This is a genomic window from Chitinophaga oryziterrae (assembly GCF_009758125.1).
GTDB lineage: Bacteria > Bacteroidota > Bacteroidia > Chitinophagales > Chitinophagaceae > Chitinophaga > Chitinophaga oryziterrae.
The window spans coordinates 40259-65374 of record NZ_WRXO01000012.1 but is presented as its reverse complement, the minus strand read 5'-3'; the positions used below and the strand labels follow the sequence as shown (position 1 = coordinate 65374).

The window sequence follows — 25116 nt, the reverse complement described above, 5'->3', positions numbered from 1 at the left end:
TATGAATAAGATCCTGCTCATAATAAAAAGAGAATTCTTAACACGTGTACGCAAACGCAGTTTCCTGGTAGTTACTTTATTAATACCTGTATTCTTTGCCGGACTGCTTATCATCCCTATATTAATTGCTACCAGTGGTAGTGAAGATAAACGTATTGCCGTAGTAGATGACAGCCATCTGTTCCTCGGCCGTTTCCCCGATAGTAAAGGCACTTATTATAAGTACCTGACGAATATAAAGATAGATACCTTCAAGTATGAACAATACGGTTACTCAGGCTTATTGTACATTCCTGAACTGGACCTGAAACGTCCTTCCGGTATAACTTACTACAGCAGCGGACAACCGGGTATAGGGGTAGAAAGCAATATCACAAAACATGTAAATGATATCATAGAGGAAAAACGACTGGAAAACGCCGGTATTGACAGAGAAAAACTGGCTGCTGCAAAATCAGATATCACTATTGATTTTAAATCGGGCGCTGATGGTAAAAAGGGTAACTCGGCAGTGGCTTATGGTGTAGGTTATGCCAGTGGATTTATCATTTACATTATCCTCATGTTCTTTGGTATGGCGGTAATGCGTGGTGTGATGGAAGAGAAGGTAAGCCGCATTGCAGAAGTAATGATCTCCAGTGTAAAACCTTTTCAACTCATGATGGGGAAGATCATTGGTATTGCCGGAGTTGGACTGTTACAATTCCTGATATGGGTAGTCCTGATATTTTCCTTACAACTCATCCTGCCCCTGTTCTTTTCAGCAGAAACATTACACGCTGTAAGTGAAGGTGGCGGGGTCATGCAGAGCGGTGGTAATGCCGCTGCAATAGACGCCATAGAAAAGGTCCGTTATGTAATCGGCAGCATTAACTGGACTCTCATCATTTCCTGTTTTATATTTTATTTCCTGGGAGGATACCTGTTTTATTCTGCCTTATTTGCCGCTGTGGGCAGCCTGGTAAATGAAGATCCCACAGATGTACAATCATTGACATTTCCTATCACCTTACCTATTATTATAGGATTGATGATCATGATATCTACGGTACAAAATCCGGATAGCCAGCTGGCTTTCTGGGGTAGTATCATTCCGTTTACATCGCCTATGGTGATGATGGCAAGATTACCTTACGGTGTACCCGGTACAGTGCCTTACTGGCACCTGGCATTGTCGATGGTATTGCTGGTAGTTGGCTTCCTGGGTATGACCTGGATGGCGGGTAAGATCTACCGCACCGGTATCTTAATGTACGGAAAGAAGATTACGTGGAAAGAAGCCATTAAATGGATCGGCAAGAAGTACTAAAATAAAAAGACCTCGTATCACTACGAGGTCTTTTTTTATAGAAAGCTGTTTTAATTATAATTCAGGATACAAAACGAACTGTTTCATAAAGTCGTTCACTGCACCTCTTACAGAAGTGATCTTCGCTTCATTATCAGCATCCATCAGCAACTCATCTATCCAGGTAACAACCTGTCCCATGTGCTGTTCTGTCATACCACGACTGGTAATTGCAGGAACACCCACACGAATACCGGAAGTAACGAATGCAGACTTGTCATCAAAAGGGACCATGTTCTTGTTAACAGTAATATCAGCTTTCACTAATACCTGTTCTGCTTTTTTACCAGAGATATTCTTGTTACGCAGATCTATCAGCATCAGGTGATTATCAGTACCACCAGATACGATTTCATACCCTTTCTCAACAAATGCTTTAGACATGGCCTGTGCATTTTTGATGATCTGTTTGGTATAATCTCCGTATTCATCTGTCAGGATCTCGAAGAAAGAAACTGCTTTCGCAGCAATCACGTGTTCCAGCGGACCACCCTGAATACCGGGGAATACAGCCATATCAAGCAGGGAACTCATCATGCGGATCTCTCCTTTTGGCGTCTTCAGACCGAATGGATTTTCGAAGTCTTTACCTAACAGGATCAAACCACCACGAGGTCCACGTAATGTTTTATGTGTAGTAGTAGTGACGAAATGACAATGTTCAAAAGGAGAGTTTAATAAACCTTTTGCAATCAGACCGGCAGGATGAGCAATATCCGCCATTACAAATGCACCCACCTGATCCGCGATCGCACGGATACGTTTATAATCCCAGTCGCGGCTGTAAGCAGAAGCACCACAAATAATTAACTGTGGTTTCTCGCGCAGGGCGATTTCTTCCATTTTATCATACTCAACAAGACCAGTCTCTTTATTCACTCCATAGGAGAACGGCTGATAAAGCTTACCGGAAAAGTTTACAGGAGAACCATGTGTCAGGTGTCCACCCATGCTCAGGTCCAGCCCCAGGATCTTATCACCTGGTTTTAATATCGCCAGCATTACTGCTGCGTTAGCCTGTGCACCCGAGTGAGGCTGTACGTTCGCGTATTCAGCGCCAAAAATCTCTTTTGCCCTGTCAATCGCCAACTGTTCGCTCAGGTCCACAATTTCACAGCCGCCATAATATCTACGTCCGGGATAGCCTTCTGCATATTTATTGGTCAAAACGGTTCCCATAGCCTGAATAACCTGCAGACTGGTAAAGTTTTCCGATGCGATCAATTCTATGCCATGACGCTGACGCTCCAGCTCCTGGCCGATGATATTAAATATTTGCTGATCTCTTTGCATTGTATGTTGAAAATTTGCAGCAAAGGTAATCGAATTTGTGAATAGTGCATAGCCAATAATGGATAGTCTGTAGATATTTTTCCTATTTAAATAGCATGATATAGTTATATATACTATTGATCTCTATATTATCAATGCTTTAAACTGTCTGTAATACCCACAGCTATGGACTTTTTAAAATTTACACTACCTTCACGCCCTCAGTAACGAGTGAATGAACATCTAATCTAATTAACTGCGTACATGAAGGCCATTATACCAGTAGCCGGTGCTGGCACCAAGCTGCGACCGCATACATATACACAGCCTAAAGCACTGATTCCCCTGGCGGGAAAAACCATACTCAGTATAATAGTTGATCAGCTGGTAGAAGCCGGCATCTCGGAATTTGTTTTCGTGGTAGGTTACCTGGGCGAAAAGATCCAGGATTATATACTGAAAAAATATCCTCACCTTACCTGTCATTTCGTGCAGCAGAGCAGCCGCGAAGGAACAGGACATGCTATTTTACTGACAAGACAGGTGGTAAAGGGCGATGAAATGCTGATCGTATTAGGTGATACTATCTGTGAAGGGAATTTCAGAGATCTTATCCATTCTCCTGTTTCCCAGCTGGGACTCAAGAAAGTAGATGATCCGCGTAATTTCGGGGTAGCAGAACTGAACGATAACGGCAGCATCTGCAAAGTCGTGGAGAAACCACAGATCCCTAAATCGAACCTTGCACTGGTAGGTGTATATAAGATAAAAGAAACTGAACAGTTATACGATTGCCTGGAGAAGAATATGCTGGAACACCGTAAATCTCACGATGAATTCCAGCTGACAGACGCCCTGCAATGTATGATAGAACATGGGGTGGTGTTCAAACCTTTTAAAGTCAGCAACTGGTTCGACTGCGGTCGTAAGGATACCCTGCTGGAAACCAATGCTATCCTGTTAAGCAAATACAAACTGGCAGCAGCGCCGGTATTGCCTTATGAAAACACCATCATCATTCCGCCGGTGAGTATAGGAGAGGGATGTAATATCAAGAATTCTATTATCGGTCCTAATGTAGCGATCGGAGATAATACGGTCATCAACTATTCTATCGTCAAAGATTCCATCATTGGCTCTTTCAGTAACTTATATGAAGTGGTATTGAAGTCTTCTCTCATCGGTAGCGATGCCAATATAAGAGGGCTCAGCCAGAGTTTGAATATAGGGGATAATACAGAGATAGACCTTGGTTGAATAAAACATTGAAAGGCTCCGTAAGGGGCCTTTTTTAATATATTATCCTATTTTCACTTCATGAATCCCGTTACAAAACTATTCCACATCCAATATCCTATCATCCAGGCCGGTATGGTCTGGGCCAGCGGATGGCGTTTGGCCAGTGCCGTAAGCAATGCAGGCGGATTAGGTCTCATCGGCGCCGGCAGTATGTATCCTGATGTACTACAGGAGCATATCCGCAAATGCAAACAGGCAACTACCCGTCCGTTCGGGGTTAATATCCCACTGCTTTATCCAGGTATAGAACAACTCATAGATATCATTATCAAAGAAGAAGTGCCGGTCGTATTCACTTCTGCCGGTAATCCCAAAACATGGACGCCTGCGCTGAAAGCCGCCGGTATTACGGTGGTACATGTTGTATCCAGCGCCGCCTTTGCCAAAAAGAGCGAAGCCGCCGGTGTAGATGCAGTAGTAGCGGAAGGTTTTGAAGCGGGAGGACATAACGGAAGAGAAGAAACTACTACGATGGTACTCATCCCCGCAGTCTGTGAACAGGTAAGCATTCCTGTGATCGCAGCAGGTGGGATAGGCTCCGGAAAGGCGATGGCGGCGGCTTTTGCGTTAGGCGCTACAGGCGTACAGATAGGCAGCCGTTTTGTAGCCAGCCCGGAAGCATCTTCACATCCTCTGTTTAAACAGGCCGTGATAGACGCTAAAGAAGGTGATACCCTTTTAACTATGAAAAAGCTTACCCCGGTACGGTTATTAAAGAATCCGTTTTTCGAAAAAGTAAAAGCGGCAGAAGATAATGGGGCAGATAAAGAAGCTCTGATCGCGTTATTGGGCCGCGCAAGGGCCAAGACGGGCATGTTTGAGGGACAGCTCGATGAAGGGGAACTTGAAATAGGGCAGGTGAGTGCAACGATCCATGAGATCAAACCTGCCGCTGAAATTGTAGCAGAAGTATGGGAAGAGTTTAAAGCCACCATAAAAAAACTGGCTACTCTTTCATTGCCTTAGCAAAATTCCTGATATCCTGGTTTCTGATCTTTTTAAATCCAACCATTGATTTTCCCATCTTGGGAATCAATGAAAAACCCCATGCCTGGAACATCTCATCACTGATATCTGTATGGCATAGCGGCATCCCGTTTACAGGATCAAGCACTACGGGTACATTCACTTCCATACTGGGATAATTCGTATCAAACGTAGAAAATACCCCGGAAGGCACATAGGCTATCGCACTATTCCCAAAGGCATCTTTCTTAAAGATGTCATCCAGTTCTTCTTTACTCACAAAACGGATGGGATAAGGGTAATCAGCTTTCGCTGTTCCTTCTGCGAAATCATCGTCCAGCCAGTTCTTGCACAGAATCAATGTTTTATCTTTCAGGTACACCGCATTATGCTTTATTTCCGATTGCATACTGCGTTCGGATATTCCGCCTAACTGCTCGGTAAATACGTAAGTGGCCAGTCGTAAACCCACTGCCAGATCCGTAAAATCCGGGAACCTGTCGGACATATTCTGGATGTAAAAAGGGTATTGTACATCATTCTCGATGAAATACATGTTAATGACAGGAACGCTCAGGTCTTTATCATCAATTTTCCAGGCAAGAGAAGAGGTGTAAGTCCTCGCATATCTGGACTTTTTAACCTTACTGCCTGGTTTCACTTTCATCGACTGGCAGTCGAAAACAATGTAATTCCTGTTATTACGTGTGCGTAACCGCGACACCTCTTTTTCTGTTTTCTGTTCTACTGTTATAGCGCCGTTCAACGCCCAGTACTGCTTTACTACTTCCGGGAAGTCCCGGTTCAATTGCTTGATGGCTTGCTTATATTCTGCTACCTGACCAGGAGCTTTTTGACTCAGCAGCTTTATGATCTTCTTATCCGGCCGTTCCTTCACCACAATAAAGCTGGTACGTTTCTTCATCTTCTCTACATCTTTCGTTTTTACGAACTGGGCTGAGGCATTAACTACTGATAACAAGAGGCTTAAACCAAGCAAGGCCGATAGGGTACCTTTCATAGGAGGATATTTAATTTAAACCACACTACAAATATAATGTTTTAAAAAGGTTTAATATGTAGAAATGCGTCTACAGCCGGGTTTGCCATGTCCTAAAAAATAATTTCCCCCCATCAGTAGGAAATATCAAAAATTAGCACGTACATTTATAGTGTACTAGTTATATAGTACACTAAACTACTTGCTATGATATCCATCCAAAATCTTTCTTTCAGTTACAGGAAAAACAAGCCTTTGTTTGAAGGGCTGGACCTAAACCTGGAGGCGGGCTATATCTACGGACTATTAGGAAAAAACGGTGCGGGCAAATCCAGCCTGCTGAAACAAATGGCCGGACTGTTATTCCCGCAGGGCGGCGTTTGTAAGGTGATGGGGTATGAGGCCCGTTACCGTCAGCCGGATTTCCTGCGTAACCTGTTTATGGTGCCGGAAGAGTTCTATCTGCCACAGGTACGGATCAACAATTACGTAAAAGCCTATGCACCCTTTTACCCCGACTTCAGCAACACATCCTTCCGTGAATACCTGGAAGAGTTTCAGATCCCTACCGATCAGCGCTTAACAGAAATGTCCTATGGACAAAAGAAGAAGGTCCTGATCAGCTTTGCCCTGGCTACCAATACCAAAGCGCTCATCATGGATGAGCCTACCAATGGGCTGGACATCCCTTCCAAAAGCCAGTTCCGCAAGGTCATTGCTGCAGCCGTCAGCGAGGAAAAATGTATCGTCATCTCCACTCACCAGGTACGTGACCTCGATAATCTCATTGATAACATCGTGATCATTGATAATCATAAGATCATCTTCCGCCAGGATGTGGATGCAGTAAATGATAAGCTTAGCTTTAAAACTGTCAGCAACGTGGAAGATGCCGGTAGCGTACTATATGCCAACAGCTCATTGAGGGGCCATGCCGTAGTAACAGAAAATACGGATAAAGAACAAAGTCGTATTGATATGGAAATGCTGTTTAATGCTGTACTGGAACAACCTGAAAGGATCTCTAAAATATTCAACTAAATGCAAGTAAATAATATACTCAGCGCGCGCCGCTTTGGCGCCTACTTCAAAAAGCACCTGGTTGATAATTACCGACTTTATCTCATGTCCTTAATTGTATTAACAGGACTATTATTATTCGCCCTGTTATTCGCAATATTCGCGGAGCCGAGTATTCGCACATACACCGACCTGATACCATCCTTTTTGATAGGCTTATACGTGGCCGGATTGATATTTACCAGTAAATCGTTTAGTGAATTGGGGAATAAATCAAGGGGGATAGATTACTTATTATTACCAGCTTCTCACCTGGAGAAATTTCTCACCACATTATTAATTACTACGATTGGCTTTCTCGCCGTATATCACGTCGCATTTTTCCTTGCAGTAAAAGCAGGAGAAGGTATTATCTCGTTACGCAACGGAACTCCTCTTATAAACGATCTCGCGTACAACAGAGAGGCTGATGGGTGGTACATAAACTACTTTATCTGGTTTGTTGCACAAGCCATGTTCCTGCTGGGCACTGTATATTTTCAAAAATATAGTCTCGTAAAAACAGTGTTATGTTTCTTTATATTCTTAACCGGCATGTACCTCATTAATGCAATATTTGCGCAGATCTTCTTCCATAAATACATGAAAGACTGGAAAGCGCAATTTCCTTTTATTGGTGTAAATATTTTGCTGCCTCATAACATGGAAGCGCATACACTCCAATACTCTATGAATTTTGTGATGCTGGAATTGCCTAAAAGAGCATGGAAACCATTACTGTATTTTTTCGAATATTTTGTTCCGCCAATACTCTGGACAGTGGCTTATTTTAAATTGAGAGACAAAGAAATATAAATTACCGATCATGGAATTTAAAGAGTCACAAGCGATATACCTGCAGATCGCAGATCATCTCTGCGAACAGATCCTGCTGGATAAGTGGAAACCGGACGACCGTATTCCTTCTGTCCGCGAACTGGCCGTGCAACTGGAAGTAAACCCGAACACCGTGATGCGTACCTGTGAATATTTACAGCAATACGATATCATTTATAATAAAAGAGGCATCGGTTATTTTGTTTCGGAAAACGCCAGTAAGAAAATAATACAGCTTAAAAAAGAACGCTTCCTTGCAAACGAGTTGCCACAATTCTTCCGGAATATGTATTTACTGGACATGGAACTGGATGAATTGAAACCGCACTACGAGAAATACAAAAAATCTAATTTCAAATAGTTAAGATATGCGAACAGCTAACAAATTATTACTCTCATTTGTAGCACTACTTGTGCTGCTGATGCTGTTTTCCGACATTGTTTTATGGGCTAATTTTAAAAGGGGAAGGAGTGGGGATGATGACTTACATATAAGTGAGAGACTTGCTGGTATAGTATTGCAGCCGTTTAAAGTGTTGTACCTGAAAGGTATATCCCATGAGCTTCAGATAACAACTTCAGATAAGGCAACATTAATTTTGGGTGGCGACACTACCGGCAGGTTTACTTATTCACAGAAAAACGATACACTGTTTTTTGATATGCATAAAGAAGGAGGTAGTACGATGTTGGCTTTGCCTGCTATCGACGCTATCTATTTGTCGCAGGGATGTGGTGTAACGGTTAGCAACTTTGATATACCTCAGTTAGATGTTCACATGGGAGACAACTGCACAGTTGATTTAAATTCCATGAAAGTCAGTAAGCTGAATGTAGACGGAGGAAAAGAGTCAAAATTATCAATGATGGGAAATGGGACTGATCAGGGTATTGGCTCCTTCAGATTACAACTGGGAAAGAACAGTGAATTCAGGTCCCGGGATGTAGCATATCAGCAAACGGATATAAAACTGGATAGTATTAATGTACTGGAGATGACGGGTCGATCGCTGAACGTACTGAAAGAAATCAAATAATTATATAAAAGAGCTAATGAGATAAGGCCGGGTATTCACCCGGCCTTCCCTGTTATAATTTAAAATTGTGTAGCGAGATAAGCCATCGTGCCTATCCCTACTTCAATCGCACTTTCATCTACATCAAACGTTGGCGTATGTACGCCGGAAGTAATGCCTCTTGCTATGTTCCCCGTTCCTAATCTGAAAAAACAGGCAGGTACTATCTGGGAATAAAAAGCAAAATCTTCTGCTCCCATCCTTACTTCTGTATCTTCTACTTTATCTATCCCAAGATATTCTTCTGCCAGTCCACGGGCTTGTGCTGTTACTGCTTCATTATTATACAGGCAGGGATAACCTACCAGTATCTCAATATCTATTTGAGCACCCATGGCATGCGCCAGTTCAGTAGCCTGTTTTTTAATGATATCATGTGCTTTAAAGCGCCATGTTTCGTCCATTGCCCTGAAGGTCCCCATTAGTTTCACTTCACTGGGTATTACGTTTGTAGAATTCCCGCCGTTAAAAGCACAGATACTTAGTACAGAAGGAGAGAAGGGGTTATTATTCCTGCTGATGACCTGTTGAAGGCTCACTACCAGGTGAGAAGCCACTAATATGGTATCTACTGTCAGGTGAGGCAGCGCGGCATGCCCACCTTTTCCTTTGATCGTAATATATATTTCATCTGCGCTGGCCATATACTGACCTGCCCGGAAGCCCAGTTTCCCTGCTTCCATAGTAGGCTGCACATGCATACCCAGTATGGCATCGGGACGTGGATTTTCCAGTACACCGTCTTTTATCATCAGGCTTGCTCCGCCGGGGTGTTTCTCTTCCCCTGGCTGAAACAGCACTTTAACAGTACCTTCAAATTCACCGCTCAGTTCCTGCAGAATGCGGGTAGCGCCGAGTACACAGGTAGTGTGTACATCGTGTCCGCAGGCATGCATAACACCGGTATTCTGTGACTTATAGGGAACGTCATTGATCTCTGTAATAGGCAATGCATCCATATCTGCCCGTAGCGCGATCGTTTTGGAAGAGGGGTTCTTCCCCTCGATAGTAGCTACGATCCCTGTACCTGCAATCCCGGAAGTATAACGAACGCCAAATTCATCCAGTTTCTGCTGGATGAACAATGAAGTTTCAAATTCCTGGAAAGAGAGTTCCGGATGAGAATGAAGATGGTGCCTGATGGCTATAAATTCCGGTGCATATTGCTTCGCCAGTTCCTTAATTCTTGTCTTCATTTAGTTGCTTTCTTCGGTTCCTGCTTCTTTCTCCGGAGACAGATTAATAATTGCCGGTACTACGAAAATAGCACCCGGAAAGTTGGAAGATAATTTCTCACGAAAATCAGTGGCCTCATCACGGGATTTGAAGTCGCCGATACGTACTTTAAAATAAGGAGGCTGATATTCCAGGTAAGTCCGGTAATCCGGGTAAAGCTGCATCACTTTAGCTTTGATATCATTGGCTTCATTCCTTTTATTGGTAGAAATGAGTTGTACCCTGAATCCTGGCTGGTTACGGATGGCCAGCGTGTTAATGTAGATCTGTTTTTTGATGAGCAGGTCCAGGCGGCCGTCCTTCACTACTTTAACGCCGCCACCTGTGTTGGCAGCAAGGGCATTGTCCTGGGCAACGGCGATACCGCCGATCAGTAATCCTGAGAATAGTAATATTAACTGTTTCATTGTCATAAGGTTAAACAGATGCCTTCATGATTTCCACACTTCCACTGCATCCTAATCTTGTCGCCCCGGCATCTATCAGTTCTTTGGCAAACTCAAAGGTACGAATCCCCCCTGATGCTTTTATCTGAATATTTGCCGGTAAGTTTGCCCGCATCAGTTTTACGGCTGCAACGCTGGCGCCTTTCTCTGCATATCCGGTGGACGTTTTTACAAAGTCTACCTGGTATTTAGCATATAACTGGCAGCATCTTATAATCTCCTCTTCCAATAATATGCCACTTTCGATAATCACTTTGATCACTTTCCCTTTATTCCTGATGATAGGCATGATGGTAGCGATCTCTTTTTCCAGGTATTCCCAGTCGCCATTACGTATAGCTAACAGGTTAGCGACCATGTCCAGTTCATCTGCTTCATCAATAATAGCGAGTACGGTTTCGGCTACTTTAGCTTCTATGGCAGAATATCCGAAAGGGAATCCTGTAACGGTGGCCACTTTTGTATTGGTATTACCTACAAATGTTTTGGCCAGTTTCACAAAAGGGGGAGGAATGCAAACTGCTGCAAAATCATATTCCACGGCTTCCATGCACAGTTGACGGATGTTATCGAGGGTAGTAGTCGGTTTCAGTACTGTATGGTCTATATATCTGTTAAGCAGCATTAGTGACGATTTCAGGTACGAAAGTAATGCAAAAAGTGATAAAGATGGGGCTAGCGGAGCTAAAACCGGAGCAACTGGTTTACAGTTATTTTAGAATGGACTCTCAGAAAAAAAGGGAACAATACATTTGACTGTATTGTTCCCTTTTCGGTATATACACCCGCAAGGAATTAGAAATCCTTACCGTGACATTGTTTGTATTTCTTACCACTTCCACAAGGACAAGGATCGTTACGGCCAACCTTAGGACCAGTATTTCTTATCGGGTCCTGTTTTACAGGTTCGGCGTTGGTAGCATACTCCTGTACATCTGTAGCTGGTATCGCACCTTCAAACTCCTGATGAGATGCACGCATCCGGCTCATATCAGTCTTTTCCTCACGGGCTTCGCGGATCTGTACCGGAACCTGTTGCTGCTGACGGCTATCATCCTGGACAGGGATAGCGCATTTGCTAAGGAAAGAAACGATTTCACGGCTGGTATCACCATCCATTTGTTTGAAGAGGTTGAATGCTTCGAATTTATAGATCAATAAAGGATCTTTCTGTTCGTATACTGCCCCCTGTACAGATTGTTTCAGGTCATCCATCGCACGCAGATGCTCTTTCCAGGACTCATCTATCAGTGTAAGGGTGATACTGCGTTCAAGGGCACTAACGGTCTCAAAACCTTTGCTATCTACTACTTTCTGCAGGTTAGCAAGCACATTCATTCCTTTCTTGCCATCTGTGAACGGGATAGAGATATTCTCTATCTGATGCCCCTGGTCTTTATGTATCTGCTGGATAACAGGCAGCGTATTTTCCGCCAGTTCCTTTGCTTTACGATCGTAGTTATCTTTCGCCTGATGATAGAGGCGGGATGCCAGGTTGTTGATATCTGCCTTCACCAGCTCATCGCGGGTAATATCAGTATCTATTGCAAAGTTCATGATCACATCTAATTGAAACGCTTCAATATCTCCTGTTTCCCTGTGACCGGTAATAATACTTAAAGCCACATCATAGAAAGCATTGTCGATATCTATGGCAAGACGTTCGCCAAACAAGGCGTGGTTACGTTTAGCATAGATAACCGTACGCTGCTTGTTCATCACGTCATCATACTCCAGCAGACGCTTACGTATACCGAAGTTGTTCTCTTCTACTTTCTTCTGCGCTCTTTCAATGGAACGGGTGATCATGCTGTGCTGAATCACTTCTCCTTCCTTATAACCCATACGGTCCATCAGACCAGCTATACGGTCGGAACCGAACATACGCATCAGATCATCTTCCAGAGATACAAAGAACTGTGAAGTTCCCGGATCTCCCTGACGACCGGCACGACCACGTAACTGTCTGTCTACACGACGGCTTTCATGACGTTCCGTACCGATGATCGCTAAACCACCTGCATCTTTCACGCCAGGGCCCAGCTTGATATCCGTACCACGACCCGCCATGTTGGTAGCGATGGTGATAGCACCAGCCAAACCTGCTTCAGCAACGATCTGTGCTTCACGGGCATGTTGTTTTGCGTTCAGTACATTGTGAGGGACCTTCTCGAAGGTGAGCATCTTGCTTAACAGTTCGGATACTTCCACAGAGGTAGTACCTACCAGGACTGGCCTTCCGGCTGCCTGTAACTGTTTCACTTCTTCGATAACGGCTTTATATTTATCTCGTTTTGTCTTGTATACCAGGTCTTCAGAGTCCTTACGGGTAATAGGCAGGTTGGTAGGGATGGTTACCACGTCCAGCTTGTATATTTCCCAGAACTCACCAGCTTCGGTAGTAGCTGTACCGGTCATACCGGCCAGTTTATGGTACATACGGAAGTAGTTCTGGAGGGTAACGGTAGCGAAGGTCTGGGTCGCAGCCTCTACTTTCACGTTTTCCTTTGCTTCTATCGCCTGGTGTAAACCGTCGGAATAACGGCGGCCATCCAGGATACGACCGGTTTGTTCATCTACTATTTTCACTTTACCGTCCATTACCACATATTCCACGTCAATATCGAACAGGGTATATGCTTTTAGCAACTGCTGTACGGAGTGGATACGGTCGGATTTCAGGGCAAAGTCCTGCAGCAGGGTATCTTTGCGGTGCAGTTTCTCATCTGCAGTGAGGCTTAGTTTCTCGATCTCAGCGATCTCGGAACCAACATCCGGCATGATAAAGAAGTTTGGATCTTCGCCGGACTGGGTAATCAGGTGAAGCCCTTTTTCGGTAAGATCTACACTGTTATTCTTTTCATCGATGCTGAAGTAGAGCTCTTCATCTACTTTAGGCATTTCACGTTGCTGATCTGCCAGGTAGTAGTTTTCAGCTCTCTGCAGTAATACTTTGATACCTGGTTCGCTCAGATACTTGATCAGCGCACTGTTTTTAGGTAAACCGCGCCATGCACGCATCAGGGCAAGACCACCGGTTTTCGGATCATCTTTACCTTCTGCTATCAGTTTCTTTGCTTCCAGCAAATATTGTTGAGTTGCTTTTTTCTGGGCCTCCATCAGGCGTTGTACACGTGGTTTCAACGCATGGTACTCCTGTTCTTCTCCGCGGGGGATAGGACCGGAGATGATTAACGGCGTACGTGCATCATCGATCAGTACACTATCCACCTCATCCACCATCGCGTAGTGATGTTTGCGCTGTACCATTTCATCCGGTGTATGTACCATGTTATCGCGCAGGTAATCGAAACCAAATTCGTTATTGGTTCCATAAGTGATACCGGCGAGGTAAGCATTGCGGCGTTCCGGTGTGTTAGGCTGATGTTTATCTATACAATCAACTGTTACGTCGAGGAATTCGAAAATGGGGCCGTTCCACTCAGAGTCACGACGGGCCAGGTAATCATTCACGGTAACGATGTGAACGCCTTGTCCTGCCAGTGCATTGAGGTAAGCGGGGAGAGTAGATACCAGTGTTTTACCTTCACCTGTAGCCATTTCGGAAATCTTACCCTGGTGGAGTACGATACCGCCTATTAACTGTACATCGTAATGGATCATGTTCCAGGTAACAGGACTGCCAGCTGCCGGCCAGGTATTTTTCCACGTCACATTGTCACCCTGAATAGTGACATAATCCTTTTTAACTGCCAGTTGACGGTCCAGTTCTGTAGCGGTAGCTGTGATAGTAGTGTTCTGGGTGAAGCGGCGGGCGGTCTCTTTTACCACGGCAAAAGCCTCAGGTAACAGTTCTTCCAGTACTTCTTCCAGTTGTTTGTCGCGGTCTTTCTTCAGTTTATCAATTTCCTGGTAAACGACATCTTTTTCAGTGACATCCTCTGCATTTTCAGCAGCGAGCTGCCTTTCTGCAATAGTACTGTCTATCTTGGCCAGATGAGCACTTATACGTTGACGGAACTCTTGTGTTTTGTTACGCAGTTGGTCTACAGGCAGGGATTGCAGTTTTTCAAACGCGTCATTGATCTGCTTTACAACGGGCAGGATCGTTTTAATATCCTTCTCCGATTTATGCCCGCCAAAAAGTTTTGTTAAAAAACCTAACATGTCTAATTTATTACGAATGATTGTTAAAATAGTTGTTCTCAGTTGTACGGTAGCCCACACTTATCCAAAAATTATGCTTAGAAAGCTCCGGTGACAAGGTGTCAGATTATCTCCGGTTCTCGCGGGGCCTGTAAAATTAGGAATTATTTGCACATAGTGAATGCAATATGATATCAGTTCTGATATTCTCTGAGATATCTTTCCATGATATTGATAATCATCAATTTATCTCGCTTAATATATTCCATGCTTATAAAAGCCTCTGAATTGCTTCCTGACAAACCATCGACAGGGCTTGAGTTCTCGTGAAATCCTATATCCCTTCATCATGGAAAGTCCATTCCTTCAGCATTCTTTCAGCATTCCTATATCGTTTGGATATAGGAATGCCGGTAGAATGATATAGGAGTGATATAGGAGCGATGAAGGAGTGATGATAGAATGTTAGAGCCAGAGCTTGTTTAGATTAGATTATAGTGGTGTTTTGGGCTTAAATGAAAGGATTTAGTATTATAGGATAAATTGTCATGGGATTTAATTTGCCCTAATTCTGTTACAAATAATGAGATAAATTGCCCTAATTCTGTTACAGATTATCGAATAATTTGCCCTAATTCTGTTACATGTTTAAAAGGGCTATACTCACAGAACTAGAAAAATGGTCTAATAAATCGCCTCGTAAACCGCTGGTTATCAGAGGTGCAAGACAGGTTGGGAAAACAACTGTAGTAACACAGTTTGCACAGTATATCTACCTCAATCTGGAACTTCCTAATGATAGACGCCCTTTTGAAGAATTTAGCACTATAGAGGAACTGGTGCAGACATTGTTTTTTATTAAAAACCAGTCACAATCCAAAAGGGATAAAACATTGCTTTTTATTTATGAGATATAGGAATGCCGGTAGAATGATATAGGAGTGATATAGGAGCGATGAAGGAGTGATGATAGAATGTTAGAGCCAGAGCTGGTTTAGATTGGATTTTAGTGGCCCTGATTCTCTACGGCATAAGTAGATTTCGTGTGGCCTTTCAATGGAACACTTATGCTGTATTCTTTTAATGATTATATAATGGATGGAGTGGTGTTGTAAATATAATATCTTGATTATCAATTAGATAATTTGGGAATTTATTACTTTAATAGTGATTTTGCTAACAAAAAATACTTATTTTTGTTAGCAAATAATAAGTCACCATGAGCGATAAGGATATACAACGTCTGATAGAGTTGGCCCAATCCAAGTTAATGCAGGATAGGACAAAGGAACAGGCTTTACTATCTTTGCAAAGAGCTGGTCTTCTCGACAAGCATGGTGAATTTACTGCACCTTACCAAAATCTTGCTAAAGCTGTTGAGTCAGCTAGGAAGTAATATGAGTTTTCCATGTATGATGTTCGACCTAACCTAATTATAGGTTTCCACGGCTGTGATAAGGCCACAAGAGATGCATTAGTTAACAATCCAGATGCAATTAAGATTAGCCAGGAACCATTTGATTGGTTAGGACATGGTATGTACTTCTGGGAAAATAATTATGAAAGAGCGCTAGACTGGGCAGAAGCCAAAAGAAACCGTGGAAAAATTAATGATCCAGCTGTTGTTGGAGCTACAATTAATTTAGGATTATGTTTTGATATGCTTGATTCCAAGTATATCAAAATGTTGCCACCATATTATAATTTGATGGAAGCTGATTATAGTAAATCTAACAAAACCCTTCCTAAAAATGTAGATGCTCCAAAGGATGTCTATAAAGATAAAGTATTGAGAGAATTAGACTGCTCAGTTATTGAATATATGCATTCTGAAATATATTCCGATATCCAAAATGATATACAGAAAAGAGGATCTACTGATATAAAGCTCTTTGATTCTGTAAGAGGAGTGTTTACTGAAGGTGGGCCTGTATTTCTTGGTGCAGGGATACTCGAAAAAAATCATATCCAAATTTGTATCCGCAATCTTAATTGTATCAAGGGATTTTTCATCCCTCGTCAGGAAAAGGATTATTTGGAATGGCATCGGGATAACTATCAGCAAACGGCCTAAATAGATTTTTCTGGCTGAATCAGGTTTGATATAATTACTTCTCATGTACAAATCCATCTCCTAAACTTCCGCCTCTCATTGTCACGCCTTTGGGCATGTGATCTGCGCAGGGCAGGGGATTATCCCAGCATAATTCCGTGTTCAGAGGTATGTACATATGGAAAGGCGCTTCGTCTGTTTCTACTGGTTGGGTGCTGTATGGCGCAGGCAGGATGACTGTATGATCAGGAACGTCCTGAATTATTTTCTGTGCTACGAATGTTTTGTGCAGTCGGGAGTGTAATATTAATGTTGCTGCCTGGAACATCACTACGTCCAACAAACAGAAGAGTAAGAGATAACGGGCCTGTTGTAAAAAAGGAAGACACAATGCGATTGTAATCACAAATAAAGGCGCCAGATATCCGTAGGCAAAACGCGGATCAGGCGCTTGTATCAACCAGAAGCAACAGCCAAGGACCAGGAAGATATAGATGGGGAGGAAGTTCGTTGGAAGCTGTTTACGTTTGAGGAATACAATAACCGGAGAGACTAATGCAAATAGTAAAAGCAATTTGTCGTATACCCGTACACTATGCATAAACCAGGTACTGAAACGCTGGAATAAAGAATCATTTAACAATCGTGCGATATCCGCTGTGCGGTAAAATGCAAATGAAGTGATGTCCTGACGGGTTGCGTGTATAACAGAAAGAGGTACGCTCCAGCCAGTATGGAAGAGGTCCGGGAGTTCCATTGGGAATAATGGGTAGCCGGTTAGTATGATATTGCGTATCAGCCAGGGCGCAAAGATCAACAGGCTGACAGCTACCAATACGGCGCTTTTGGCATATGATTTATTACGTAGTAGTTGTACGAACAGTAAGAGTGTAATGAGTAGTACGGGTACTGCGGATACTTTTACTGTTACAAGGAACAACGGAGCGAGTAGCAGAAATACATTTCCTGTAGGATTGTTTTCCAGCCATACTACTACCAGCAAACAGCCAAGGTAAAAGACAGGTAAATCCGCTGCTGGTGCAATTACATTGTATACGCACACCTGCGGCATATTGATCAAAACGAGTAATCCCAGTTTTAAAAAACGGATAAAAGAAACATCCTCTTTTCCCGGGAGTAGATAAAGTACCACCAGCAAATACAGCACTCCGTTGATATGATTGCTGGTATTACCTGTTAACCAGGAGAAGTTAAAGACAGCTGCCAGCACATGCCAGTGAGAGTTAAATCCAAAGCGTACATGCAGATTCGCCAGTCCGGGTACGACTTTGTAAAATTGCATCCATTTGATGAACTGGGCATAATACAGCCCCTCATCATAGGTAATAGATTGTTGTGCAGATAAGGTTACTGCATATAATATGGCTATTATAAAGAATAACTTCATTCCGATAGAAGCACCGGAAGCTTGTCGCAGTTGTTCAGCAACGCTTTTCCTGGTAAAAAGAAAACAGATGATCCCGATACCAAGGATAATACCATGAGCTAACCCCGCCAGCGGTATAAATAAAGAGAGGTAAGCTGCGATTACAGATATCCCGAATAGTCCGGTAAGGGCCGTAAGTGGGAAAGATGTTTGTCCTGAAAGTGAAGAAGGCTGTCCCAGCAATCGCTGAATAGTATGCCCATACAAAAAAGACAGTATAATAATATACAGGAACTTAACGAACAGGAACAGCATGGTATATGTTTATTTTTCTATCGTGATAGGCGTTTTCTGCCTTGCAAAAAGGTTATACTTCAGAATACAATATATGGCCCGGAAACCATCTTTATAATTGATTTTCTTGCCTTCTTCATAAGTACGCCCGTAATAGGCAATCCCTACTTCATAAATCCTTATTTTAGGGATACGGCTTATTTTAGCTGTCACTTCCGGTTCGAATCCAAACCGGTTCTCTTTTAAATCCACCTGTTTAATAATATGACTACGGAACAGCTTATAGCAGGTTTCCATGTCTGTCAGGTTCAGGTTGGTTAAAGCATTCGAGAGGGCAGTCAGGAATTTATTCCCGATAGTATGCCAGAAGAACAGGATCCTGTGAGGACCGTCCCCCATAAAACGACTACCAAATACAACGTCCGCTACTCCCTTTATCATCGGTTTTAACAAGCGGTTAAACTCCTCAGGGTCATATTCGAGGTCGGCATCCTGGATAATCAGGTATTCTCCGCTGGCTTTTTGGATGCCTGTCCGCAGTGCTGCTCCCTTCCCCTGGTTCACTTCATGACGTACATATTGCAGTTTCACATGAGGATAACTGGCCGTAAAACGTGCCACTTCTTCTCCGGTATTGTCCGTCGAATGATCATCTACCACCACCAGTTCCTTCTGCACATTTTCTATCAACTGCACTGCCGTCACCCGTTCCAGGATATTATAAATGTATCTCGATTCGTTAAATGCCGGAATAATTACGGATAGAAGATGTTCTGACATAATGACAATTTTCTTATAAGAAACGTGTGCAAAGAAGCAAAAAAGTTATGTAGAAAAAAAATTAATCATAAATAAGCCAAATAAAAAAAGTTTTAAATATTAACGACTGCTTAACAACTATAGTTGTTACAACACTCTACCTTTACAGTATTAGGGTTTTCATAGGATAGTAAACAAGAGCCAGATAGTCTTATCCGGCTCTTTCTTTTTTATCTAACTCCTTATACTCTATTCCCTTATTCTTCTAATTTCCTAATAAAGTTATTGTATTTATTATCTGAATAATTGTACAAAATGTATCAAAAAACATTGACTACTATAATCAGCTATTAAAATCACGCAAAAAATATCCGCGGAGTTTTTTTACATTTAATCGAACAAAACCCTTAAAAATTCCGCAACCGTTATGAAAAACAATACTATTCAACCTGGGAAACTCTTTTTTACAAGTTGCCTTGCTTTAATCGTTACCGCCATGACTTTTGCCATCAGGGCAGAGATCGTGAAAATATGGGGAAATGATTTTAACCTGAATGGGGAACAACTGGGCTTTATCGCCGGTACAGCCTTCTGGGGCTTCACATTGGCCCAGATTGTAGGTGGTCCGCTCATTGACCTGCTGGGGATGAAAAAGATCATTTACATCGCCTTCTTCGGTCATATTGCAGGTGTTATCATGACCATCATGGCCTGGAATTTCTGGTCGCTCTTCGCCGGTACCTTGCTCATAGGTATTGCCAATGGTAGTGTTGAAGCCACCTGTAATCCACTGGTAGCTACAATTTTCAGCACACAGAAAACTAAAATGCTGAACCGCTTTCACATGTGGTTCCCTGGTGGTAATGTTCTGGGTGCGCTCATTGCCTATTTTATGATAGAACAACTGCACATGAGCTGGACCGCGCTGATGTGCGTGCTGCTGGTGCCTACTTTATTATATGGCGGATTATTCTTCTCATTACGCTTCCCCCAGACAGAACGCGCTGCTTCAGGTATCAGCTATAGCGGGATGCTGAAGGCCTGTATAGGTCCCTTCTTCCTCTTCATGGTCATTTGTATGGTCCTGACCGCTTCCACAGAACTGGGCACAGGGCAATGGATCAGCGCATTACTGGGACAGGTAGGCGTGCCTGCTATCCTTATTTTTGCGTTCATTAATGGTATCATGGCAATAGGCCGCTTATTTGCAGGACCAGTCGTGCATCGCCTGAATCCCGTAGGAATGCTGTTATTTTCTTCCATCTTTGCGGCACTGGGTCTGTTCTGGTTGAGCAGGGCTTCCGGTTATGAAACATTTGCTGCTGCCGGTGTATTTGCTGTAGGGGTATGCTATTTCTGGCCAACGATGCTGGGCTTTGTCTCAGAATATATGCCGCAGACCGGTGCATTAGGACTGAATATCATGGGCGGTGCAGGTATGTTGTCTGTTGCCGTTATATTACCTTTTATGGGAAACTGGTTTGATGCCAATAAGCAAAAAGCACTTGTACAGGGCGCGGATCAGGCGTTGGCAGAATTACAGGCAGGTAGGGATACCCTGATGACTGTAGCTATTTTGCCTATTATATTGATCGTTGCCTTTACTTTTTTATATATTAGATTCCGGAATAAGCCTAAAGTAGTATTAGCCCATAACGTTTAAACTCAATAAGAAAAAAAGCATATGAACCGTAAGTTAAGAATGGGAATGATCGGAGGCGGAAAAGATGCCTTCATCGGTGCAATCCATCGTATTGCAGCCAACATGGACGGACTTGTAGAACTCAAAGCCGGCGCTCTCAGCGTAAACCCGGAAGTGGCCATAGAATCAGGAAAGATACTCTTCCTCGATCCAAGCCGCACTTATACAGACTATAAGACCATGCTGGAGAAAGAAGCAGCTTTACCCGCAGCTGAAAAACTGGACTTTATTACCATTGTAACCCCCAACTTCGCCCACTTCGAACCCGCAATGATGGCGCTCGATAAAGGCTTTAATGTAGTTGTGGAAAAACCTATCACCTTCACCCTCGAGGAAGCTAAACTGCTGAAAGCGAAAGTAGAAGAAACAGGTCTTACCTTGCTCTTAACACATACTTATACCGGATATCCACTCGTGAAACAGGCCCGTCAGATGGTAAAAGACGGCGTATTCGGGAAAATCCGCAAAGTGTACGTGGAATATCCACAAGGCTGGTTAAGCAAACCTACTGAAAAGGAAGGCAATGCAGGCGCGGCCTGGAGAACAGATCCCAAACGCTCCGGCAAGAGTGGCTGTATGGGAGATATCGGTACACACGCCGCTAATCTCGCCGAATATATCAGTGGTACAAAAATTGACCAGTTATGTGCCGATCTCAACATCGTAGTACCAGGCCGTGGTCTGGATGATGATGGGGCTGTACTGCTGCGTTTTGATAATGGAGCCACCGGGGTATTAATGGCCTCCCAGGTTGCTGCCGGTGAAGAGAACGCGTTGAAAATAAGGGTATACGGTGAAAACGGTGGCCTGGAATGGTCGCAGATGGAACCCAACACCCTGCTGGTAAAATGGCTGGATAAACCCACCCAGGTATATCGCGCAGGTAATAACTATGGCGGATACCAGAGTTCCTATGCTATCCAGAACACAAGGACTCCCGGTGGACACCCGGAAGGCTACCTGGAAGCATTTGGTAACCTCTATCGCAACTTTGCCCTCACTTTGCAGGCGAAGATCAGCGGTAGAACTCCTTCCGCAGAAGCACTGGATTTCCCTAGTGTAGCAGAAGGCGTACGCGGAATGGCATTTATTGATAACGTGGTGAGATCCGGACAGAGTGAGCAGAAATGGACAAAATTTGAAATCTAATGAGAACTATTAAAGGTCCCGGAATATTCCTGGCACAATTCCTCGGAGATAAAGCTCCTTTCAATACACTGGAAGGTATCTGTAAATGGGCGGCAAGCCTGGGCTTCAAAGGCGTACAGATCCCTACCTCAGATCCAAACATACTCGATCTTAAAAAGGCGGCGGAAAGCAAAACTTATGCGGACGAGATCAAAGGCATCGTGAACGCTGCGGGGCTCGAAATCACCGAACTGTCCACACACCTGCAGGGACAACTGGTAGCGGTAAACCCTGCCTACAGTGAATTGTTCGATGTATTCGCAGCGCCGGAAGTGAGAGGTAATCCAAAAGCAAGAACAGAATGGGCGGTGAACCAGCTAAAGTACGCGGCTAAAGCCAGTAAAAACCTGGGATTGAACGCACATGCTACTTTCAGCGGCGCCTTAATGTGGCATACCGTATATCCCTGGCCACAACGCCCACAGGGCCTGGTGGAAGCTGGATTCAAGGAACTGGCCGCACGCTGGTTGCCTATCTTAAATGAATTCGACGCAAACGGAGTAGATCTCTGCTACGAAATTCACCCGGGTGAAGACCTGCACGATGGTATCTCTTACGAACGCTTCCTCGAAGCTACCGGCAATCACAATCGTGCCTGCCTGCTCTACGATCCGAGCCACTTCGTACTCCAATGTCTCAACTACCTGGAATACATCGATATCTACCATGAGAAAATAAAGATGTTCCATGTAAAGGATGCAGAATTCAATCCTACCGGCCGTTCCGGCGTATACGGAGGTTACCAGGGATGGATAGACCGCCCGGGAAGGTTCCGCTCTCTCGGCGACGGACAGGTAGATTTCAAGTCCGTATTCAGTAAACTTACCCAGTACGATTTTGCCGGTTGGGCCGTGTTGGAATGGGAATGTTGTATCAAACATCCGGAAGATGGTGCCAGGGAAGGTGCACCGTTCATCAAAGATCATATTATCCGCGTAACCGAGAAGGCATTCGATGACTTTGCCGGAGGAGCAGCAGATGATGCTATGAATAAGAAAATCCTGGGACTCTAATTACCGGATATCATATTCATCCATCATTATTCGTCATAATAATTATTTTACGGGTCAAATCTGAATTTTGGAACATATAAATGAATTGAAAATGAGAATGCGTTTTTTGGCGCCTTTTGTACTAAGCGCCGTTTTCCTGGCGGCCTGTGGCGGAGGTAAAAACACGGAGAAAAAAGAAGAAGCTGCCAGCAGTGAAGCGCCGGTAGACAACTCTATGGTAAAAGCAGGTGCCGCTGAGGCAGCCGCTTCTAAAGGTGCAGCACTGATAGAACAGAAAGACTGTAAAACCTGCCATAAGGTAGATGTGAAGCTGGTAGGACCTGCTTACAAAGAAGTAGCAGCGAAATACGAAGCTACCGATGCTAACATCGATATGCTGGTAGACAAGGTCATTGCTGGTGGTAGCGGTCATTGGGGTGAAGTAGCGATGCTTCCTCATCCGGACTTACCAAAAGACGATGCAAAAGAAATGGTGAAATACATTCTGTCTTTGAAATAAATCATTATCCACGAAGGTTGATCAATTCAATAGTTTTTGATCAACCTTTTTTTTACTCAGGTCCAACTTAAAAAACTCATTATGAAGAATATCGTTCCCGTTCTGGCGCTCAGCCTGATCACATTATCCACGTCTGCACAGAAAGTAAATACCCTTACTGCCCAGGAGAAAAAAGCAGGATGGAAATTATTATTCGATGGTACAGATAAAGCAGGCTGGCATACTTACCTGAAAAAAGAAGCGACTGCTTCCTGGCAGGTAGTTGATGGTGCACTCACTACAGACGAAGCCGCAAAGAAAAACGGTGCAGAAGGCGGTGACCTCGTTACCAATGATGAATATGAAAACTACGATCTGCAGTTGGAATGGAAAATATCAGAAGGAGGTAACAGTGGTATCATCTTTAGCGTTCATGAAGACCCTAAATTTGGCGCTACCTATTTAACTGGCCCTGAAATGCAGGTACTGGACGATGCTAAACATCCGGATGGTAAAATAACTAAACACAATTCCGGTGATCTGTATGATATGAAGAAATCTGTAAGCAATGCTGCTAAACCAGTGGGAGAGTGGAACAAAGCAAGGATCTTAAAGAAAGATGGTCATCTTACCTTCTGGCTCAATGGTACTAAAACCATCGAAACAACAATGGGTAGTGACGAATGGAAAGAACTCCTGGCGAACAGCAAATTCAAAAACTGGAAAGGTTTTGGAGAATATGCAAAAGGGCATATCGCTTTACAGGATCATGGTGACCAGGTTTGGTACCGTGATATCAAGATCCGCGTACTATAATAAAATATCATGAATAAGAACCACGTAAAAAAACTACTACTGCCAGCATTTATAATAGTGCTGGCAGTTTTGCCGCTCATACGTATACAGGCAAAAGCAAAACCACGATTACTGGTGTTTACCAAAACAGCAGGTTTCCACCACGACTGCATCCCTGCAGGTAAACTGGCCATGATCAAACTCGGACAGGAAAACGGTTTCGAGGTAGATACCACAGAAAATGCCAGCGTATTTAATAACAAGGACCTGAAAAGATACGCTGCTATCCTCTTTCTCAACACTACAGGCAATGTATTAAATGAGGAAGAACAAACCGCTATGGAAACATATATTCATAATGGCGGCGGATTTATGGGCATTCACGCTGCTACGGATACTGAGTACGACTGGCCATGGTACAATAAACTGGTCGGCGCCTGGTTTACCAGTCATCCGAAACAACAAAACGCTACCCTGCAAATAGTAGACAGGAACAACGATGCTACCCGTCATCTGGGTGAAACCTGGGTACGCTGGGATGAATGGTATAACTTCAAAGATCTTAACCCCGATGTACATGTACTCATCAAAATAGATGAACATTCTTATGAAGGTGGTACGAACGGCGATAATCACCCCATGTGCTGGTACCACGATTTTGAAGGTGGACGTGCATTCTACACGGAACTGGGACATACAAAAGAATCCTATGCAGACCCCATATACCTGCAACATGTATTAGGAGGGCTCCGTTACGCAATGAACATTAAGAAGAAATCATAGACTCAATTACAGACTATC

24 protein-coding genes are annotated in these 25116 nt (G+C 43.5%); 16 read left to right on the top strand and 8 right to left on the bottom strand.

What is annotated here, in order from left to right; genetic code table 11:
* The first annotated feature begins 1 nt into the window (after nt 1).
* The gene (locus tag GO495_RS28885) at nt 2-1309 is read left to right on the top strand and encodes an ABC transporter permease (protein WP_157303429.1); all 1308 of its coding nucleotides are present in this window, start codon (nt 2-4) and stop codon (nt 1307-1309) included.
* Nucleotides 1310-1363: 54 nt separating this feature from the next.
* On the opposite strand, the gene GO495_RS28880 is transcribed toward GO495_RS28885, so the two are convergent.
* Nucleotides 1364-2641, bottom strand: a complete 1278-nt coding sequence (locus GO495_RS28880; protein WP_157303428.1) for a serine hydroxymethyltransferase — start codon at nt 2639-2641, stop codon at nt 1364-1366.
* A 243-nt stretch (nt 2642-2884) separates the two neighbouring features.
* Between GO495_RS28880 and GO495_RS28875 the strand changes: the two genes are divergently transcribed.
* Both GO495_RS28875 and GO495_RS28870 read left to right on the top strand, forming a co-directional pair.
* Entirely contained in the window at nt 2885-3877 is a 993-nt protein-coding gene (locus GO495_RS28875) for a sugar phosphate nucleotidyltransferase (protein ID WP_157303427.1), read from the top strand.
* Nucleotides 3878-3937: 60 nt separating this feature from the next.
* Entirely contained in the window at nt 3938-4885 is a 948-nt protein-coding gene (locus tag GO495_RS28870) for an NAD(P)H-dependent flavin oxidoreductase (protein ID WP_157303426.1), read from the top strand.
* Here GO495_RS28870 and GO495_RS28865 read toward each other — a convergent pair.
* Nucleotides 4866-5906 (bottom strand): hypothetical protein, encoded by a 1041-nt coding sequence (locus tag GO495_RS28865; protein ID WP_157303425.1) that lies wholly within the window; start codon nt 5904-5906, stop codon nt 4866-4868. The two genes, GO495_RS28870 and GO495_RS28865, sit on opposite strands and share 20 nt — an antisense overlap.
* Before the next feature lie 186 nt (nt 5907-6092).
* On the opposite strand from GO495_RS28865, the gene GO495_RS28860 reads away from it, so the two are divergent.
* Genes GO495_RS28860 through GO495_RS28845 form a run of 4 tightly spaced genes read left to right on the top strand, consistent with a single transcriptional unit; the run spans nt 6093 to nt 8818 of the window.
* Entirely contained in the window at nt 6093-6926 is an 834-nt protein-coding gene (locus GO495_RS28860; RefSeq protein ID WP_157303424.1) for an ABC transporter ATP-binding protein, read from the top strand.
* Nucleotides 6927-7760: a hypothetical protein gene (locus tag GO495_RS28855; protein WP_157303423.1), complete on the top strand. Its 834-nt coding sequence runs from the start codon at nt 6927-6929 to the stop codon at nt 7758-7760. It begins immediately after the preceding gene.
* Between the two features lie 10 nt (nt 7761-7770).
* Complete coding sequence (locus GO495_RS28850; RefSeq protein ID WP_157303422.1) at nt 7771-8142, top strand: GntR family transcriptional regulator; 372 nt, start codon at nt 7771-7773, stop codon at nt 8140-8142.
* Nucleotides 8143-8149: 7 nt separating this feature from the next.
* Nucleotides 8150-8818: a hypothetical protein gene (locus GO495_RS28845; RefSeq protein ID WP_157303421.1), complete on the top strand. Its 669-nt coding sequence runs from the start codon at nt 8150-8152 to the stop codon at nt 8816-8818.
* Between the two features lie 59 nt (nt 8819-8877).
* On the opposite strand, the gene GO495_RS28840 is transcribed toward GO495_RS28845, so the two are convergent.
* The 4 genes from GO495_RS28840 to secA all read right to left on the bottom strand — a co-directional run bounded on the left by GO495_RS28840 (nt 8878) and on the right by secA (nt 14667).
* A complete protein-coding gene (locus tag GO495_RS28840) occupies nt 8878-10053 on the bottom strand; it encodes a M20 metallopeptidase family protein (protein ID WP_157303420.1) in 1176 nt (391 codons plus the stop codon).
* Nucleotides 10054-10500 carry an SPOR domain-containing protein gene (locus GO495_RS28835; RefSeq protein ID WP_157303419.1) on the bottom strand — a complete coding sequence of 149 codons (447 nt, stop codon included), beginning with the start codon at nt 10498-10500 and terminating at the stop codon, nt 10054-10056.
* Between the two features lie 10 nt (nt 10501-10510).
* Nucleotides 10511-11164, bottom strand: a complete 654-nt coding sequence (gene deoC, locus GO495_RS28830; RefSeq protein WP_157303418.1) for a deoxyribose-phosphate aldolase — start codon at nt 11162-11164, stop codon at nt 10511-10513.
* 170 nt (nt 11165-11334) lie between these two features.
* On the bottom strand, nt 11335-14667 hold the full coding sequence (gene secA, locus GO495_RS28825; protein WP_157303417.1) for a preprotein translocase subunit SecA: 3333 nt from the start codon (nt 14665-14667) through the stop codon (nt 11335-11337).
* 623 nt (nt 14668-15290) lie between these two features.
* Here secA and GO495_RS28820 point away from each other — a divergent pair.
* The 3 genes from GO495_RS28820 (at nt 15291) to GO495_RS28815 (ending at nt 16720) form a co-directional block, all read left to right on the top strand.
* On the top strand, nt 15291-15563 hold the full coding sequence (locus GO495_RS28820; RefSeq protein ID WP_157303416.1) for an AAA family ATPase: 273 nt from the start codon (nt 15291-15293) through the stop codon (nt 15561-15563).
* Between the two features lie 302 nt (nt 15564-15865).
* The gene (locus tag GO495_RS32015; protein WP_170302741.1) at nt 15866-16042 is read left to right on the top strand and encodes a hypothetical protein; all 177 of its coding nucleotides are present in this window, start codon (nt 15866-15868) and stop codon (nt 16040-16042) included.
* Between the two features lie 12 nt (nt 16043-16054).
* Entirely contained in the window at nt 16055-16720 is a 666-nt protein-coding gene (locus tag GO495_RS28815; protein ID WP_157303415.1) for a hypothetical protein, read from the top strand.
* A 34-nt stretch (nt 16721-16754) separates the two neighbouring features.
* On the opposite strand, the gene GO495_RS28810 is transcribed toward GO495_RS28815, so the two are convergent.
* A complete protein-coding gene (locus GO495_RS28810; RefSeq protein WP_157303414.1) occupies nt 16755-18401 on the bottom strand; it encodes a DUF8201 family protein in 1647 nt (548 codons plus the stop codon).
* 9 nt (nt 18402-18410) lie between these two features.
* A complete protein-coding gene (locus GO495_RS28805) occupies nt 18411-19160 on the bottom strand; it encodes a glycosyltransferase family 2 protein (protein ID WP_157303413.1) in 750 nt (249 codons plus the stop codon).
* Between the two features lie 406 nt (nt 19161-19566).
* Here GO495_RS28805 and GO495_RS28800 point away from each other — a divergent pair, with 406 nt between their 5' ends.
* The 6 genes from GO495_RS28800 to GO495_RS28775 all read left to right on the top strand — a co-directional run bounded on the left by GO495_RS28800 (nt 19567) and on the right by GO495_RS28775 (nt 25098).
* Nucleotides 19567-20802 (top strand): MFS transporter, encoded by a 1236-nt coding sequence (locus GO495_RS28800; protein ID WP_157303412.1) that lies wholly within the window; start codon nt 19567-19569, stop codon nt 20800-20802.
* A 21-nt stretch (nt 20803-20823) separates the two neighbouring features.
* A complete protein-coding gene (locus tag GO495_RS28795) occupies nt 20824-21990 on the top strand; it encodes a Gfo/Idh/MocA family protein (protein ID WP_157303411.1) in 1167 nt (388 codons plus the stop codon).
* Nucleotides 21990-23042 (top strand): sugar phosphate isomerase/epimerase family protein, encoded by a 1053-nt coding sequence (locus GO495_RS28790; RefSeq protein WP_157303410.1) that lies wholly within the window; start codon nt 21990-21992, stop codon nt 23040-23042. Before GO495_RS28795 ends, GO495_RS28790 begins: the two co-directional genes overlap by 1 nt.
* Nucleotides 23043-23133: 91 nt before the next feature.
* Nucleotides 23134-23541 (top strand): c-type cytochrome, encoded by a 408-nt coding sequence (locus GO495_RS28785; protein WP_157303409.1) that lies wholly within the window; start codon nt 23134-23136, stop codon nt 23539-23541.
* Between the two features lie 81 nt (nt 23542-23622).
* Nucleotides 23623-24336, top strand: coding sequence for a 3-keto-disaccharide hydrolase (locus GO495_RS28780; RefSeq protein WP_157303408.1), 714 nt, complete (start codon nt 23623-23625; stop codon nt 24334-24336).
* Between the two features lie 9 nt (nt 24337-24345).
* Entirely contained in the window at nt 24346-25098 is a 753-nt protein-coding gene (locus GO495_RS28775) for a ThuA domain-containing protein (protein WP_157303407.1), read from the top strand.
* Nucleotides 25099-25116 lie beyond the last annotated feature (18 nt).